Here is a 16,121-nt window from a genome sequence, read left to right as displayed (position 1 = left end):
CCTATGCAGATTGAGGCGACGAACCGTAGGCAGGATCGGCTGATCAACGCCGTAAGACACCGTCGCAGTTTTCGCTATAGTCTCTTGCCGTCCGCGAGCCCTCCGGACCCTTGCCCTGATCCACGGCTTGGACAACATGAACAAGCACCGCTCTTCGGCCGACGTGCTCGCACTGCCCTCGGGTCTGCTTCCAATGAGGTTGAAGTCTTGGCCTGATGGCGGTAGGCACCCTGCGGTTATGCGTTCGACGGCGGCTATGGCTTGGGCGTCGGTGAAGTCGTCGGGGTCGAGGGTGCGGCCCACATTGGCGGTAGTGACCAATGCGTTGGGGTGTTTGGGATGAAGGGGCGCTGCCTACGGGCAGGAGTAGTCGTAATCGAGTCCGGCCGACACATACTGCGTCACTGATACCGGGCTGCCGGGCGTCAGACCGGGCAAAGAACAATTCGACTTCGCTCCCCGCAGGGTCTTGGCACCTGCAAGCCAGCTTGGCAGCCCCGTGAGGGGGCTACTGGATGGCACGGTCCCGGCGATGGTTCCCCACTGATAGCCCGTCGAGTAGATCCCGACACCGGCGCCCGCAACTCCGGCAGTGATGCTCTTGAAGTAGGCGACCATCCCTTCAAGGTCCGCCCGGTTCAGGTCGGTACCGGTCTGCCAGCTATTGCCCGTCTCCACATCCAGCCACCAGAAATACTTGCCGGGGCTCGCCACGCCTCGGATAGTAGCGTCGTCATAAGCCTTCGCGTAGCCGTACATGTATGAGCAGGCGAGGTCGACTTCGCCTTCGCATGTCCCATAGGGATTGGCAACCTCCACGTTGGGGTAGATGTTGGACGACGGCCACCAAGAGCCCGCATGTCCTGGGTTGGCAGTGTTCACGTATAGAGCAACCTTGGGCTGCGCAGTTCCCCCGGTAGAGCGAACGGCCCAAGCGAGTTGCTCAGAGAGGCAAGGGTTGGTGTTGTTGGCCAGTCCGCCGGTCACGCCCACGATCGCGAATGCTTGCCCGCTGGGAAGGGTCTTACCGCACTGGGGCCAGGAAACGTCGTTGCCCACCAGGTCCGTATTTCGGGGTGGCGGAGCCGCTGCCAGCGGAGCCATTCCTGTGACCAATAGTCCAAGAAGTGCCAGGAACGTGCATGCCATCTTCATCCCGAAACGAGCCATGCCCAATGGTACGTCTGCTTTCCGAAATGAAACGCCGATGAGGCCCTGGCGTTCGATCGATCGTCTGTCGGTTGCGCTCGACAGGCTTCCGTCATTTAGGGTTCGACGGCGGTCGCGCAGCAGGGGCGGCCGCCGTCGCCTTCGGTCAGAGTTGGACTGGTTGTGGGCGTTGGAGTTCTCGGTAGACGGTTGCGCGAGAGACGTCGAAGAGTTCTGCCAGTTCGGTCTGGGTGTGCGTGCCGGCAGCGTGGACGGCGAGCAGGTGGCGGCGTTTGGCGGCCGTGAGTTTGGGTTGTTTTCCGCGTAGTTTGCCTTTGGCTTTGGCGACTGCCATGCCTTCGCGGCTTCTCATTCGAATCAGATCGGCCTCGAACTCTGCGACCATGCCGAGGACGTTGAACAGCAGCCGGCCGACGGGATCGTCGGGATCGTAGATCGATCCGCCAAGGCTCAGAGCGACGCCCTTCCGTGTCAGCTCGTCAGCGATATCACGGGCGTCTGGAAGAGATCGCGCCAGGCGGTCGAGTTTGGTGACGACAAGAGTGTCACCGGAACGCACAGCGGCCATCGCTTCGCGGAGTCCCGGCCGGGTCCTGTTGGTGCCGGTAAGTCCCTGGTCAACATGGACGTTTTCAAGGGCGACACCGAGGGCAGTGAGGCCTTCCCGTTGTGCGGTGAGGTCCTGGCGGTTGGTGGAAACGCGCGCGTAACCGATTTTCAGTGCAGTCACTGACGATTCACGTCGACTGGAAACTCCGCGTGCTACCGCTAGTTTGCAATCGGGAACTAATCTAATGCATGCGCATAGAACGCTTGGCACGTTGGACAATCATCATCGTCTTGCTGCCTGCTGTCATGGCGGTCATGGGCGGCATCATTTCGGCCGTGATCTGGAGCCCAGCCCCCGAACGCGAAGTTCCTGCGCCAAACCCCTGCCCGAGTCCACCATGTTTTGGCGGCGCTGACGGACCCCTAACCCTTGAAGACATGCCCGTAGTGATTCCAATGGCACTTCTTGCCACCGCGGCACTCCTCGGCGCCCTTGCCTTGCTGCTTACCTTGGCCACTCCACGGACGCGGAATCGGCGCGGCCTGATACTTGGCGCCCTGGCAGCTGCCGGCCCCCTTGTCGTTTTCATAGGAGGCGAGGCACTACCTCACCTACTCAGCCCCTGCGTACCGGCAAATCTGTGGGGAGCTGAAGCTCCAGGATTCTGCGAGCACGCGCCGGAAGGCTGGGATCTTCCAGGCCGATGGCATCTCCTGTACCACGCACTCGTCGGCTTCTTGCCACTGTCGCTGCTACTGACCTGGCGTTGGAAAGTTTCCGCAGGCCGCCAGCCCACAAGGAAGCATCTCGGATCTTGAGGCAACGCCTGCGTTGACGCCGAGTCTTCGGTGAACACAACATTGAAGTCGTTGAACGATGCGGGACTGACTCCTGATCGCGATTCAACGACATTCAGGCGTAGGCGGCTCCCGCATCCTTGACCGTCTCGTTGCGGAGACTGAAGCCAAGAATGATCCAGCCTGCACCGAACAGGGCGGATAGGCCGGTCCCAAATACGTGGGGCAGCAGCGCCAAGGCGTAAATTATCGTCCCCACAGGAAGTGTGGCCATCCCGATGACGCCCAGCAGTATCAGTTCGAGCACTAGTAATCGCTGATGTCCTTCTTGCCTATTGCTGTCTCTTCCCACGCTCAGTCCGGCCAGGAACAGGGCCAAGCCAAGGATTGGTGCACCAAGGCGGAGACCGCCCGTTGTCAGGGGATCGACTTGAATTATCTGACCCGCAGCTGCGACGAGGCCCAAAAGAGACGCCAGCAGCGCAAATACCTGCGCCGCGCGCTTCAGCCCGGTGCGTGCGGTGCGAAGGGTGGTCAGGTACGAAAGGGCGGCCCAGGCGGTCAACAGAAGCGCCAGAACACCCGGCAGGTTGTACAGCAGGAACAATTCAGTTCTGAGGATCTGGGAGTACCCAAGGTCGTCCCGGAATGTGACGTCCAACCCCAAGGGAGTCAGGAACCGGAAGTATCCGAGGACGACCCACAGCACGCCTCCGACAAACATCGCCCAGAGGACGCCAGGGCCGTGGCCAAGCATCTTGTTAGCGAGGTTTCCAGTTGAAGCTTTCATTGAAGGTTCCGTTCAGGCAGCCCGGGAGAGCGTGGCGTTGGATCGTGGGGGTGTACAGCTAAAAAGTGTCATCCTCGAGGGGTCCTCTGACGCCGCGGACCGGATATTGCCATGCGACTCACGCTTAAACAGACACGATGAAACTACCGAAGTGATGAACGCCGGCAGGGCCAGGAGCACAGCCAGCCCAAGGAGCGCTCTCCCGGGCCAAACGTACGTGCGAGAAACCCACCCGTGATGTCGGCCAGTCGCCACCCCCGGCCACGCCATGACTAGGAGCACACCGACCAGGATGAGGACCGCAGCGGGCGGAAAAACCACAGTCGTCAGAACAGCGGTGAGTAGTGGCAAGTATGCCGGGACGGCCCGGCGCGAGGGCAGGGGAAGCCGTTGGCTGTACCAGCCCGCCGCGGCTGCCACGATTGCCCCCTGCAGCACCGCAAGGACGGTGAACAGCAGTACCGACAGCCAGCCAGGGCGAATAAGAGTGAAGTCGACGTTGTCGGTTCTGAAGGGTTCAACACCGGTACCGAACACGATGAGCCCCAGGAGTCCTGCCAGCGGCCCGGACAGTCTTCCCGAGGGGAGCCAGCGGTAGATGACCAGGTAAATCAGCGCTGCCACGAATCCGGTCGGCATGCCGGCGAATAGCAGTAACGCCAAGGTCCCGTCAGGGGTTACAAGTCCGACAGTGGCTTGAGCGTCCGTAATGCGGCCTTGCGCCGAGTCCGGGGAAGTTTCCGCCAGAATACGTATCACTAAACGGCCACCGGGCCATGCCATGAGCAGCCCGGAGATCAAAGCCGCAAAGCAGCCAACATTGGCCCACCAGAAGTATCGGCGAACTGCAGCAGACCGGGCCGCGCGGCGGTTCGGGTATGCCCCGTCATTGACCGGCGGCTGAATGGTCTTGTCGCCCCAGATGACGATAAGCCACGTCCCGGCAAGGAAAAGCAGCGCGGATGCCACGACGATGACTTCAGTCATTGGACGTCCTTTGAGGCCGGGGTGATCAGAAGATAGGATCCCGGGTCGGCCCGTGCGGGGCCGGCCTCGGATTCAAACTCAGGTTTCTGCCCTGTCGCTCCTACCGGTTGACGAACTCGCCAGGGCATGCCGCCAAGGCTGCCGGGCTGCCGAGCACGTACAGCGACAGGTTGTCTCCGGGCACTCCCCGGTGCACAAGAAGGTGCAGCGGATGTGTCAGCCCGTCGGCCTCAACGATGTCTACGTTGGGATTGCCCGCGAATACTGCGGTGGGGAGGTCCACATGGGACTCGCCCGAGCCTTCGGCGAGAACGATGCATTCACCGCTGCCCACGACTTTGACGTGGGTGTGGTCGGCTTGTGACGGCACCGCTGTTCCGAGGAGCAGTAGCGCTGAGGCTGCCGCTGCGGGTACCGCCAGTCCGATAACCTTGTTGATTTTCATGACAAGTCCTTTCAATTCTCCAGATGATTAGGGTCGGAAAAATTTGGTTCAGGGGATGACAGTCAGTCCTTCGTAATTCAACAACGCGTGTTATGCATGCTGAGTACGTACGGGCGTGCCGTCTTGTGTTGGGTGATGACGCGCCGCAGACAACAGGAGGCCGCCCAGGACCATCCACGTCAGCCCGAAGGGAATGACAAAGAGAATGCGATCGTCCTCAGCGTTGAAGCCAAACAGCAACAGTGATGTCAGGACCACCAGCGCACCTGACCAGGCAGGCAGCACCCGGGACCACATCAGTCCTGCGCCCGCGACTGCGAAGGACGGCATGCCCACGAGAAGCCCGGGGAAAACGGCCAGGACGTAGACCAGCGATGAGTCTCCTTGGAAGAAAACCGCCGTGACCACAACTCCCAAAACCGCAATCAGCCACGAGGCTGCGGCGATCAGGGTTGCTATCCGCACGACTCTCGCTCCCCTGCCTTCAAAACGGTGCATCCGGAAGAGACCAACTGCCGTGGCAATTATCAGGCCCAGGGCCGCAAACATCAGGGGTGGTCCGGCTTCGAGGTAACTGACCACGCCGGCAGGTTTCAGTGCCATGATGATTGAGTAGGCGACCAGAAAAAGTCCGCCCAGACCTGCGCAAATAGCAATTCCGCGAACAGTGCCTGGATTTGCTGCCCCGGATGCGTCCGGCGTATTTCCTCGTCCATGCGCCGTTGGCTGTTCCATGACTCTTCCTTTCAATTGAGTTCAGTGGTTGATGGCAAGGGCCGGAACTTGGTGCCGGCTCGCGTTGAGGCTTCCCGTAATGGGCCCTCACACATGCTGAATACGGGCGTGCCATCTGCTGCTGGAGGATGCGGTCGTCGACCACAGCAAGCCGCCCAGGACCATCCAGGTCACTCCGAAGGGAATGACGAGGAGAATCAGCTCGTTCTGATCGTTGTGGACGAGCAGCAGTAGAGATGTCAGGATCAACATTGCTCCTGCCCACGGAGGCATAACCCGGGACCTCATCAGTCCTGCGCCAGTGACCGCGAAGGCCAACATGGCCAAGAGAATGCCGGGGAAAGCAACTAGGAAGTACACCAGCCCTGAATTGAAGAAGACGTTGTTGATCACGAGCCCTAGAATCCCAACCAACATTGAGGCTGCAGCGATGAGGGAGGCTATCCGCACTATTCGCGCTCCCCGGCCCTCGAAGCGGTGCATCTGGTAGAGACCCAACGCCGTCGCAATCATCAGCCCGATGGCCGCTAGGGCCAGGGCTGACTCCAATGGCCCCGCTGCGCGGTAACTTTGACCGACACACTCATCGGCGATACAGCCCCGCGGTTTCACGTTCATAAGGATTGCATAGGCGACCAGCAGAAGCCCTCCGGTCCCTGCAGAAATAGCAATCCCTCGAACAGTGTTTAGATTTGCCCCTGATGCAGCGGGCATGACCTCAGATTCCCGCGGCGATGGCTTTTTCATGATTCTTTTCCTTTCGATTGCTCCGGGCTTCGCCGCAGAGTTCGAGCTGCGACCGGAAGAAGGGTCTGCTGCTCCCGTCCTTGGCTTTCGCCTTCCTCTTCCTTGTGTGAATTCCTCTAATTTCGATGCAACCGGCACTATGTTCTCCCGGCGGGACGAGACTATCGGCCCCCAAGGAACCGTCGGTTCGCCGGAATTTCCCGAACTCGGGCGAACCGACGAGAAATTCGATGAGGTGGTCTGCCTCACAATGAACCTGCAACGCGAGATTCAGCATGATGTCCATGTTCATTGACGCCCAGCGCCTGACGGATTCCGCGCCAAGGCGATGCGGTATATAGCGATTTGGAGAGCGCACAGACATGGCGTCCTACTTTTGTTCGGCCAAGTCGCGGGCGTCCCAGCGCCAACCGTGAGATGATCCGATGTATATTCAGGCATTTGAGAATTCACGCCAGCAACGGCATGAATCTAGTGCTTCTGAGATTGGCCCGACCGCTAGGTTTTGTCAATACGATTGCGTAAGCACCTATCGCTGATGATCTTCCCGCGCTCCTGAAGTCCAGTTTCACTTCTGCCCAGGCGAGGAATTCACGACACTCGCCCAATCATTAGGAGCTCTCGCTCGCTTGATTCTCATTTTCAACAAAGTCCTTTAGATTGTAGTTTCACTTGGAAATAGCCATTGCGGCACGACTTCGCCTCCCCGCGCACATCTGCGTCTTCGGGTGATCGGGGCCAAAACAGGCCTCAAAAATGGCCAAGGCCTTGGCGTAGAGCATTAGGCCTTCCGCCGTGAAGCCTTGCTCGCACCGCAGTGAGGCGAAGTTACAAAGCACCTCACCTATCTCGACGTGGCTTCCGCCGAGCGTACGCTCCTTAATATCCAGGGCCCGGACGAAGTAGACATTGGCGGCGTCTAAGTCACCGGCCTCCTGATGGATGCTTGCCAGGTTATGGAGCTGGACTGCTACCTCGTAGTGCTGCGGGCCGTAAAGGGACTCCCACATTCCAAGGGCCGTTTCCAGAGACTGTTTGGCTTCCTCAAACCGGCCCTGGCCGGCCAGGACTGCGCCAAGAACTGACAGGTCGGCCGCGATTCCGGCCCTGTCGGGAAGCCGGCCACCTCGGCGAAGCTCCAGTGCGGTACGGATCTCAGGTTCCGCTTTGAGGTACAGGCCCTGGATGTGCAACAGGCCGGCGAGGTTGTGATGCAAACTCGCCAATTCAGGTGCATCCGTACCCAGCGTGGTCTCAATCAGTAGTCGTGCCTGGGCGTAATGATGGACCGCTCGTGGGTAGTCTCCCGTGGTTTTCGCAAGTATCCCCAATGCGTTGTGGGCCCCTGCGGTGCGTAGCGGCTCGGTACCGTTCTGCTCGGCGAGAGCGCAGGCATGACGCAGAGCTTCCAGGGCCTCTCCATGGTGTCCGGCCTGGCGCAAGCTATCCCCGAGTCGTGTGAGAACCTCTGCCAGCCAGGTATCCCGTATCGCGGAATTCGGAAAGTCTTCGAGGAGTGTGGCAGCTTCGGTCAGCCAATCAGCGGCTTCTCTGAGGTGTCGTGACGCGTCGGCAACTGAGGCGAGGGTGAGGATCATTGTGACCCTTTCGATCACGTGTCCAAGGGTTGGGTCATTAGTTGGGAGCCGCCGCAGGGCCTGTTCGGCCAAGAGCCCGGCTCGCTGCATGTCGCCCGAAGCCAGGGAATTGAGGGCCAGACGGTGCAATCGCCTGGCCCTCATCCTGCCGAAAGGCATGTCAGCCTACAACGGGCTCGGAATGATTGGTCAGGGCAATTCCTGCCATGGCCGGGGACGCTGCTGCGACTGCCAAACCTACGGCAGCCGCAGCTGCGAGGATCAGGCGCTTGGTTCGCTTCATGATGTTCACCTCGTTTCAGAATGGATGGATCTAAGGCTCAAGTTCAGGTTCACAATGATTGCTCAGGACATACCCGGCCAAGGCTGGTGCTGCAGTGAACGTTGCCAGGCCGACAGCTGCGGCGGCTGTGAGGATCAGACGCTTGGTTCGATTCATCATGTTGTTCACCTGGTTCTTTGGATAGGGATGTATCGGTGCGTTCAGACTCTGTCGGCTAGGGCAGCAGCAGTATCCTTGCTGGTACTTAAATGACTACAAGAGCCCAGCACCGTGACCTCGTCCGCATCCTGGTGCCATACTCTTCCCATGGGCCGGCCGATGGTGCCGCTGCGATTCAGTGGAAGGGACCGGGAACTGGAGGAATTCCGGTCATTGCCGGACCAGGCGCGCGCTGGTTACAGGACGGCCTTGCAAGGGTGAGCCGGGAATCACGGACCACTCTCCTTTCCCTGATTTGGCGGCAGCGGCTCGATTGATTTCAGCTACATCGTCCCGCTCTGTTCGAGAATCAGTAAATACGCACTTGTACGTATAGGCGGCCAGTCCTAATCTTCTTGTACAAATAGGTGGGGGTCAGCCGGCCCTAACCTTTCCGCAGCCCGCCCGCCCCAAAGGGGAGCCATGGACCCTGCAGCCGACTTCGCAGCGCAACTGAACCACCTCGGGGACCGTGACGCCTATCTGGACGCCGCCAGCCAATTCCTTCTGAAGCTCTTCCCGTCAGACCACGCAGCCTGGAGTTCCCTGGACGCCCGAGCAGGCACGGCGGAGGTAGTGGCCTACCCTCACTACTCCGGCGCCAATGTGCAAAAGATGATGCTCGATATGTACGACGAGCATCCGTTCGCCGCCAGCGTCCAAACCGACGGCGTGGGCGGAGACTGGCGTCCCCGCCGCCTGAGCGACCTGGTCTCTGACCTCGAGCTGTACAGAACCCGCGCCTTCCAAGAAGCACTCTCCATCGTAGGCGTGAATCGGCAGCTCGTGCTTTTCACGGCCGGGTGCCGCGTCGACTACTTCCACTGCTGGACCATGAACCGCTGGAACCATGACTTCAGCGACAACGACGCCTCGCTCGCCCAGCAGATCCAGCCGATGCTGCAACTGCTCGATTCTGCATACGCGGGGGGCAACGCACACAGGGTAGCGGAGACAGCGAACGCAGAGGCCTATTCCCTGACCGCGCGCGAACAGCAGGTCATGCGCTTGCTCGGGCAGGGCCTCAAGGCGACCGGGATCGGACGCCTGCTCGGGTGCAGTCCCCGGACCGTCGCGAAGCACATCGAGCACGCCTACACCAAGCTCGGGAGCAACAACCGGGTGGACGCCCTCCGCCGCCTCAGGGGCGAGTGATGGATCCCGCAGCCGATCTCGCAGCGCTCGGCCAAGCCCAAGTCCCGATCATCGGACCTGCTCAGCTTCCTCAAGTGGCGTGCATCGGGCACCCGTTAAGAACACGCGCAGCATCTGCACGCCGAGCGAGGCAACGAACAGCAGGGCCACCCAGTGGTGAACCTGGCGCCGCGAAGAGAGGAACAAGCACCTTCTAGGAGACGCGCGTGGCTGATTACCAACTTCACCGAATGAGCACCCGAGAGTTTGAGCACTTGACTCGCGCTCTTGCTATCGCCGTTTTCGGACCGGGCGTCCGGCCATTCGGGGACGGCAAGGATGGTGGGAGGGAAGCGATCTTCGAGGGTCTTGCCAACTATCCCGATCCAGTTCCGGCGAGCGGGCGGTGGGACGGATACTGCGTCATCCAGGCTAAGTTTCGGCAGCGGCCTCTAGAAGTCGGGAACAATGCGACCTGGAGCCCAAATGGGAAGGTTAACTTCACTGGGCTTAGTCAAGCTTTGGTTTCGAGATGAGGGCAGGCAAGGACCTCGGACCCTACTCATCAACAGACGATTCCGGGAAGATCAGAGTGCTTGCGCCGAGCTGCCACAATGGGATGACACTCTGCGGCTAACCACCCTTTTGACGACAAGCCCGAACCTGAAGGGCTAGTTCTCACAAATAGTTCTCGAAACTGTGAGGTCGAGCTCGGAGTCCGAATCGAGTTTTGAGAAGAGAAGAACCCTCGGGACATGTATTTGGACGGGTGTCCTCCCCCGCAAGAGCTCTGCGCTCGGTCCTGCAGAAGTACCTGATGACTCCAAGCTAATCAGTCTGTCCCGCGCTGCGCCCAGGAACCGGGCGGCGAAGTCGCCCTGTGCCTTAGGTGCGCTACGCAGCCACGGTCGGGCCGCCTTCGGATGGCTTGCCCGCCGGCGCCGGGGCGGGCTGGGTAAACATGCGGGCGGCCCGTGAGCCCGCGATGGTGCTCGCCCCGATACTGATGAGGGCCCCGAGGATCATGGCCGCGGCTTCTCCCGGTTCCAGCAAATGCAATTGGGAGCCAATAGTGGCGGCGGCAACCGGCACTCCCAGCTGGGACGCTGCAAGCACCGCGAGCGGCAGAGGCTGGCCGAGGAGCCGCAGGCTTCCATGGACCAGCAGCGTTCCAAATCCTAGGCAAATCCCGAGGAGAATCATTCTGGGGCTTCCCGCGAGGGTGCGCAGGTCAAGGGATGCGCCCAGCCAGACGAAGAACACCGGCCCTAGAAAGCCATCGCTGACGGCGAAGAGTTGATGAGCCAGTCGCCGGGGTTCTCCCACCGCTGCGACCACCAGGCCGAAGGAGAACCCGGCCAGCATGATGGACACGTGGCCCGCGACGGCAAGCCCGGAGAGCGCGAAGAGCAAGGCAAGTTGGATCCGCAGCTCCAGGGCGAACTTCCGGTCCTCGGACACGTCATGCATCCGTCCGCGCGTGCCGCTGCGCTCCAGCCAGCGAAGGACAAAGAACAAAACCGCAGCGCACGCTGCGACGACGGCTGCCCCGACGGCTGCCCTCGGCGCATTGGGTGGGTCGACAGCAAGCGGAAGCGCCACAATGCAGGCGATGTCCGCTACCGCCACTTGCGCCGTCGTCGTCAGGACCTTTGGTCCCGTCAGCCGCAGCGAATCGACGATCGGCAGGACCAAGGCTGCCGAAGAGGAAGCGAGCAGAACGATGTAAAGGGGAGCATGTCCGGTGCCAAAGGCAAAGGCAATGACGATTCCGACGGCGGCCGCGAGCACTGCGGCGATGCCGGCACGCAGGGCGCCACCACCCAGTGCAGGGCGGATGGCTTGGTCCCGCACGGGGACATGAGTCCCGGCGACGAACATGATGAGGGCGAACCCGACGTCGGCCACAAAGGTGAACGTGGGATCCGAGGAGTCCACCAGTCCCAGACCCGTGCGCCCGATGGCGATACCAGCCAGCAACTGCCCCAGCACCACGGGAAGGTGCCATTTCTGGGATAGCGCCAGCAGCGGACCGAGGAGCGCGACCGCGCCGATCAGCGAAAGCTGAAAGAACGACACGTCCCTCCTTCTACCGGCGTTGCGGTTCGTTTGCGGTGGTTAGCGGGGCGCGTCAGCCAGTTTGAGTGGAATGTCGGTGTTTTCGTCCGTGTAGTAGCTTGCGCACACCCGGTGGTAGCCATCGGCCACCTGCGCGGGAATCCCCCGTGCCAAGTCACCTCTGACCATCAGGATGGGCGAGAGTTTCTTGCCTTCCTTGATCTTCTTCAGGTCCGATGCTACGTGGGCGTTGTCCTCGGGCAGCAGCACCAGCCCCCCGGCCCGGAGAATGTCCTTGGCCTTCCGATGCTGGATGGGGGCGACCATGAGCGACGCTACAATGGTGGCAACGACGTCGTCAGATTCAAGTAAAGACAGATAGTCCGCCGCGCCCGGATAATCTCGCTCCTCCGGCTGCGGCAACCAGCGGACCTCGCCCTTCTTTTCGTCAGGCATGCGTTGTACTCCTTGGGTTGCGGAGATCTTGGAGAGGTCCGCACCAGGGCGCCGTCGTCGTAATTCAAGGGCGAGAGCTTCCTGGCCGCGGCGCCCAAAATATCCATGACTTCATGCGGGGTCCCCGCGCCGCGCCAGACGGTCAGGAATTCGTAGTCAGTGCTGCTCTTGGAATTGCCGCCCATTGCTGCCTCCACAGCGCGGATGGATAGTGGACTCACAGTACTCACGCCGTTGCACCCGGTCAACGGCGGCGCTGCTGTCGGACTGGCTTAATAGGGGCCCTGGCCGGCCGGCACCGATACATCATTGACGCCCCCGTGTTGTCGGCAAAGCGGTTGAGGGCTTAAGGGACATCGCCGTTCAACACCCGGAAGGACCATCTCTCGCCTGACGCCCGAGAATGGCTTCCAGCTTCCACAGCAGCTGCCTGGCCGGATACTCGCTCTCTTCGTTGGCGCGTCAAGCGCCTCCGGGACTGACGTCCATCAACCGACCATGCGGGGTGGCGAGCAGCCTCATCTTCGGTCATTGACCGTCACGGACTCCACTGGCTCATCGGCTACGAACCTGAGACGTGAGCATCCCTTAGCTCCTTGCACAGCTGGCCACGGCTTTCTCAGCAGGATGAGCCGGTCCTTGGATGATCCGCGCACAGCTCTGGCCGGGGCGGACCAGGCACGCCAACGACTGACCACAGGCTTGCGACTTCCGACCGGCTTTTATTTGGTGTTCGCCATCGCGGTCGCGGTGCAGCTTTGCACCGCAGCCTATGGGATCGCCGCGCAGACAGTCGCCGGGCTCGCTCTCGTGCTGGCCGGGCTGGCGGTCTTCCTGGGCGTGGCTTCGCTCATGCTGCACCGGTTTCGCCGGATCAACGGAGCCAGGGTCGACGGTCTCGCTACCCAGGTCGTCCTCGCGGCTGGGGCCAGCGCCTCGCTCCATTACCTTGGCGCCCTTGCTGCCGGGATATGGGCCGCATTCGAATCGCTGTGGTGGCTCGTCGCGCTGGCGTCTGTGGCCGGAGGAATCGCATGCGCGGTCGGCGCCCCTCGCTGGCGGCACGCGTACCGACACGATCCTGCCGCCCACGCGAGTGGCGCCTCCCCGCGGCTACTCGGCGCCCTCGCCGTGGTCGCGTGCCTGGGCTTCGCGGCGCTACTGGTCTTCGGCTGATTGACGGACTCGATCCGTTGATCCACGCCCCTACGCGGCTCCAGCTAATCACGATGTTGTCTGCGGTGTCGGAGGCGGAGTTCGCGACGTGGCGGACCATTCTCGAGGTCAGTGACTCGGTGCTGTCCAAGCACGTCTCGGCGTTGGTGGATGCCGGCTACCTTACAGTCGCAAGAGCACCCACGCGGGGCGGCGGACGACGTGGGTCGGACTGACCAATCTCGGCAGACAGGCCCTGCGCGGCCATGTGGCGGCAGTGCGCCGGCTGATCGACGTGGTCGACTGACGGGGGTGGCCCCGACGTCATCTGCCTACTGCCCTGCCTGGAAATGAGTCGCGGTAGGGGTCGCTCATTGGCCAGTGCCCGCTGCGCACGCTCTCAACCATCTTTCTTCCCGCGGATTCGAACGCCGGACTTTAGCTCAACCGGAAAAATATGTTGGAAGACGTCCTCTCCCGACGGACTCACTGAGCTTCTCAGGACGTAGGCTAACCCGAGAAACACCCCGTCTGAAGGAGTTCCATGGCCGACCTGGTTCCCGAGTACCTGACCTTCGATTACAGCTGCCGGTTCCGCGGGGTTCCCGGGGCGCACCACGACCCGGAGGACTACCCGGTGTCTTGGACCGCCAGGGTTATCGGGACCGTCTGGGATGAGGACGATGACGGCGGGGACGGCACAGAAGTCACTGTCGGGGAAGCCCACCTGTACCTGGTTCCTGACGCGGGCATCATCGACCTGTTCCTCACCCTGGATGCCGTCAACCAGGAGGTGGCAAACGTCGGGGAGATGCTCAGCCTCAAACGTCCAGACCTGATCGAGGACATGGCACTGGGCGGGGACCTGCTGATCCTATCCTCTCTTTGGATCTCGCCGAAGTTCCGCGGGAACAATCTCGGCCACTCGTTCCTGAAGGCCATCCTGTGCACCATTGGCCGCTCAGCAGCCATGGTCATTCTGCAGGCAGCACCTGTTCTCGCGGACGGCGCCCCAGGCGAGGACACACCAGAGTATGAGGCCGCCAAGGCTGCCCTGCGGCGCTACTGGGAAGGCTTCGGCTTCCAGCCGGCCGCCGGCGACTACCTGGTCCTCGACGACATGGCGGACGTCCTGGAGTAGGCGGAGGACGCCTCTTGAGGGCATGGCCCGGATCATTGCTGCGGACGATGACCGGCCTGTAATCTCCACCCCCCACACTTTAGCCCCCAGTCCGGATGGCCCTTGTGTGAGGCTACTTCCGGAGGGCTGCCGAACCTGCGATTATTCAAACAGGCCTCCTGAATGTGGGACCAAAACCGGGCCGGTTGCGTTCCGTCCCACACCGAGGTACCCCCGTGGAGGACCACATGCATCCCCTGACCCTGATCCTTATTGTCCTGGCCGCGGCGGTTCTGTGGATTGCAGTTACTGGGAGTCTGCTTGCCCATCTCGCTCACTCAGAGCGCCGGCAAGGGCTGAGAGAACCCCGTAAGAGTAGGAGTGCCAACGGCCTAGAGCGGGGGCATGGGACCAGAACCACGAGGAGACTGAAAGTGCGGCGCGTTCGCCTGCCTCGGCGGGTAGCCCTGCACGGTCGAAGCAGGTAACCGCTACTCGTGTTCCTGCCGTTCTCGTCCCCTTAGTGTGGTGAACAGGGCCGGCTGGGGGTAGTGCGGACTGAGACCTTCGCCCTACGCCCAGCCACCGCCGGCCTCTCTACTCGGCCTCCTCCAGAGGCATGAAAAGGGTCATCGGGTGGCTTGCGGCAGCGGTTATTACCACGCTCATCTTCGGCAGTGTCTATGTCTCACTCCAGCAGCTCGGCCGCCGCTCAGCGAATGCGGCACCGGCGGCTGCCGCTGCGGCACGGGTCCAGCTGATCGGTTCGGAGCCACCGGGGCGCCGCGACTAGAACTGAGCCCAGATAGCGGAGTCTTCGTCATCGCCTATGGGGAGGACGACAAGCCGACATCCGGGACTGTCACCCTCCACGGGTCACTTCCCGTCCTTCCCGCCTGAGTGCTTCAGGCTGGATCATTCAGCGCCGCTTTCGGGGACAGGGCCGCGGCCACTTCGCTGATGATCGCGCAGGCCAGAAGTATCCACTTCATGCAACATGTCCTTGTAAAGTCGTTGATTTATGTGACTGGCAGTGGCTGCCAGCCTTAGCGGGAGCAGGGCAACGCACCATACCGTCAGTAGGTTCCAGCATGGCGGCCGAAGGCCTCGCCGGGTCCCGGCTCCCCCAATGACGAGCCGCGAGGGCCGTTCAGGCCCCTGCCCGGCGGGCAGTCCCGGCCATTGCCGAGCTGCCCAAATCACTCTTTTCCAGAGCCTGCCGGGCTTCAAGGGCGTCTGCCCAAGCATCAGTGGTGCCAACAGCGGCCCAGTTTGAGTTCAGCAGTGACATCAGAGTGGTGTGGACTGTTTTCGCCTCGGCGAAACCTGCGTCGTTGGCGATGTTGATGGCTCCGGTGGCATCCGAGAGAACTTCGGTATTGAAGCCGAGGAACTCCGCTTCAACGGCCGAGGCCAGGATGCAGTTGTTGGTCATGTAGCCGGCGAGGGTGACGGTGTCGATGTCATGCTGGCGAAGCCAACCGGCAAGGTCCGTGTCAGCGTAGACGGAGCCGTACTGCTTCACGACACCCTTCCAGGCATCCGTCCTGCGGTCTTCAATGTCGGGATGGAGGTCAAATTCCGGTTTCCCGGGGGCGAAGACCGGTGCCCCTTCACCTGCGCTGTGTTGTATGGCCGCAATAGGAATGCCTGCGACGGCCGCAGCGTCGATGGCCCGCACGATCATCGGAAGGGACTCCTGGTGGGGCGGGTACTGGATCTCGAGAGGTCCACTGAAGTACTGCTGCTGGACGTCGACAAGGACAAGGGCGCGGCGGGGGGTGCTCATGGTGTTCTATCTCCCAAGTAATGGTGGCTGGCCGCCTACTGGCAACCCTTCCATCTTTCGCGCTCCCGGCAAGGACCACCAGTGGCACAAAGGCCCATATACGATTGAA

The 16,121-nt window shown here is 61.6% G+C and carries 18 protein-coding genes; 6 read left to right on the top strand and 12 right to left on the bottom strand.

The window, feature by feature from the left end:
- Positions 1–354: 354 nt before the first annotated feature.
- From AU252_RS21240 to AU252_RS21210, 7 genes are all read right to left on the bottom strand, one after another.
- A complete protein-coding gene (locus tag AU252_RS21240) occupies positions 355–1,170 on the bottom strand; it encodes a hypothetical protein (protein WP_058932412.1) in 816 nt (271 codons plus the stop codon).
- Positions 1,171–1,315: 145 nt separating this feature from the next.
- Positions 1,316–1,900: a recombinase family protein gene (locus tag AU252_RS21235; protein WP_205630597.1), complete on the bottom strand. Its 585-nt coding sequence runs from the start codon at positions 1,898–1,900 to the stop codon at positions 1,316–1,318.
- A gap of 732 nt (positions 1,901–2,632) precedes the next feature.
- Positions 2,633–3,307 carry a hypothetical protein gene (locus tag AU252_RS21230; protein ID WP_157769043.1) on the bottom strand — a complete coding sequence of 225 codons (675 nt, stop codon included), beginning with the start codon at positions 3,305–3,307 and terminating at the stop codon, positions 2,633–2,635.
- Between the two features lie 12 nt (positions 3,308–3,319).
- Complete coding sequence (locus AU252_RS21225) at positions 3,320–4,294, bottom strand: hypothetical protein (protein WP_058932410.1); 975 nt, start codon at positions 4,292–4,294, stop codon at positions 3,320–3,322.
- A gap of 100 nt (positions 4,295–4,394) precedes the next feature.
- A complete protein-coding gene (locus AU252_RS21220) occupies positions 4,395–4,739 on the bottom strand; it encodes a hypothetical protein (protein ID WP_058932409.1) in 345 nt (114 codons plus the stop codon).
- A 90-nt stretch (positions 4,740–4,829) separates the two neighbouring features.
- Entirely contained in the window at positions 4,830–5,342 is a 513-nt protein-coding gene (locus AU252_RS21215; protein WP_157769042.1) for a hypothetical protein, read from the bottom strand.
- Between the two features lie 219 nt (positions 5,343–5,561).
- A complete protein-coding gene (locus AU252_RS21210) occupies positions 5,562–6,221 on the bottom strand; it encodes a hypothetical protein (RefSeq protein ID WP_157769041.1) in 660 nt (219 codons plus the stop codon).
- On the opposite strand from AU252_RS21210, the gene AU252_RS24005 reads away from it, so the two are divergent.
- Positions 6,220–6,516: a hypothetical protein gene (locus AU252_RS24005; protein ID WP_157769040.1), complete on the top strand. Its 297-nt coding sequence runs from the start codon at positions 6,220–6,222 to the stop codon at positions 6,514–6,516. The genes AU252_RS21210 and AU252_RS24005 overlap by 2 nt on opposite strands.
- A 373-nt stretch (positions 6,517–6,889) precedes the next feature.
- Here AU252_RS24005 and AU252_RS21200 read toward each other — a convergent pair whose 3' ends face one another.
- Together AU252_RS21200 and AU252_RS24850 are read right to left on the bottom strand one after the other, a co-directional pair.
- Positions 6,890–7,819, bottom strand: a complete 930-nt coding sequence (locus AU252_RS21200; protein WP_167349850.1) for a tetratricopeptide repeat protein — start codon at positions 7,817–7,819, stop codon at positions 6,890–6,892.
- A gap of 160 nt (positions 7,820–7,979) precedes the next feature.
- Positions 7,980–8,102, bottom strand: a complete 123-nt coding sequence (locus AU252_RS24850; protein WP_276203725.1) for a hypothetical protein — start codon at positions 8,100–8,102, stop codon at positions 7,980–7,982.
- A gap of 621 nt (positions 8,103–8,723) precedes the next feature.
- Between AU252_RS24850 and AU252_RS21195 the strand changes: the two genes are divergently transcribed.
- On the top strand, positions 8,724–9,455 hold the full coding sequence (locus tag AU252_RS21195) for a response regulator transcription factor (RefSeq protein WP_058932404.1): 732 nt from the start codon (positions 8,724–8,726) through the stop codon (positions 9,453–9,455).
- Positions 9,456–10,328: 873 nt separating this feature from the next.
- Here the strand turns inward: AU252_RS21195 and AU252_RS21190 are convergent.
- Positions 10,329–11,513, bottom strand: a complete 1,185-nt coding sequence (locus AU252_RS21190; protein ID WP_058932403.1) for a cation:proton antiporter — start codon at positions 11,511–11,513, stop codon at positions 10,329–10,331.
- Positions 11,514–11,552: 39 nt separating this feature from the next.
- Positions 11,553–11,948: a hypothetical protein gene (locus AU252_RS21185; RefSeq protein WP_058932402.1), complete on the bottom strand. Its 396-nt coding sequence runs from the start codon at positions 11,946–11,948 to the stop codon at positions 11,553–11,555.
- A gap of 627 nt (positions 11,949–12,575) precedes the next feature.
- Between AU252_RS21185 and AU252_RS24710 the strand changes: the two genes are divergently transcribed.
- From AU252_RS24710 to AU252_RS23995, 4 genes are all read left to right on the top strand, one after another.
- Positions 12,576–13,124, top strand: a complete 549-nt coding sequence (locus tag AU252_RS24710) for a hypothetical protein (protein WP_058932401.1) — start codon at positions 12,576–12,578, stop codon at positions 13,122–13,124.
- The gene (locus tag AU252_RS25070) at positions 13,088–13,339 is read left to right on the top strand and encodes a transcriptional regulator (RefSeq protein WP_430929455.1); all 252 of its coding nucleotides are present in this window, start codon (positions 13,088–13,090) and stop codon (positions 13,337–13,339) included. The genes AU252_RS24710 and AU252_RS25070 overlap by 37 nt, the downstream gene beginning before the upstream one ends.
- Positions 13,340–13,647: 308 nt before the next feature.
- Positions 13,648–14,244: a hypothetical protein gene (locus tag AU252_RS21170; protein ID WP_058932400.1), complete on the top strand. Its 597-nt coding sequence runs from the start codon at positions 13,648–13,650 to the stop codon at positions 14,242–14,244.
- Between the two features lie 598 nt (positions 14,245–14,842).
- Positions 14,843–15,016 (top strand): hypothetical protein, encoded by a 174-nt coding sequence (locus AU252_RS23995; RefSeq protein WP_157769038.1) that lies wholly within the window; start codon positions 14,843–14,845, stop codon positions 15,014–15,016.
- A 357-nt stretch (positions 15,017–15,373) separates the two neighbouring features.
- On the opposite strand, the gene AU252_RS21165 is transcribed toward AU252_RS23995, so the two are convergent.
- Positions 15,374–16,012, bottom strand: a complete 639-nt coding sequence (locus AU252_RS21165; protein ID WP_058932399.1) for an isochorismatase family protein — start codon at positions 16,010–16,012, stop codon at positions 15,374–15,376.
- Between the last annotated feature and the right edge of the window lie 109 nt (positions 16,013–16,121).

Origin of the sequence: Pseudarthrobacter sulfonivorans (assembly GCF_001484605.1) — a bacterium.
GTDB lineage: Bacteria > Actinomycetota > Actinomycetes > Actinomycetales > Micrococcaceae > Arthrobacter > Arthrobacter sulfonivorans_A.
Note: the sequence above shows the minus strand (reverse complement) of the source record. Positions and strands in the feature narration are given on the sequence as shown.